Genomic DNA, 326 nt, shown 5'->3' on the forward strand with positions numbered 1-326 from the left:
GACACGGCCACCGACAGCATCCCGCCCCGGCCCGCCAAACGCTCACCGATCAACCGCGACCGCAACACCACCACCCGACACGCATCCTCCAACGACAACAGACCCGCCACATACGCAGCCGCCACCTCACCCTGGGAATGCCCCACCACCGCCGCCGGCTCCACACCAAACGACCGCCACACCCCCGCCAAAGCCACCATCACCGCAAACGACACCGGCTGAACCACATCCACCCGCTCCAACGACGGCGCCCCCACCTCCTGCCGCAACACCCCCCGCACAGACCAATCCACCCACCCCGACAACACCCGCTCACACTCAGCAAT

General features: G+C 67.5%; 1 protein-coding gene. It reads right to left on the bottom strand.

Annotated elements, in window-relative coordinates; translation table 11 throughout:
• On the bottom strand, positions 1-326 hold a 326-nt coding region (locus tag IEJ02_RS48090; RefSeq protein ID WP_223865642.1), incomplete at both ends, for an acyltransferase domain-containing protein.

It is taken from the genome of Streptomyces sp. 5-10 (assembly GCF_014712245.1).
Classification (GTDB): Bacteria; Actinomycetota; Actinomycetes; order Streptomycetales; family Streptomycetaceae; genus Streptomyces; species Streptomyces violaceusniger.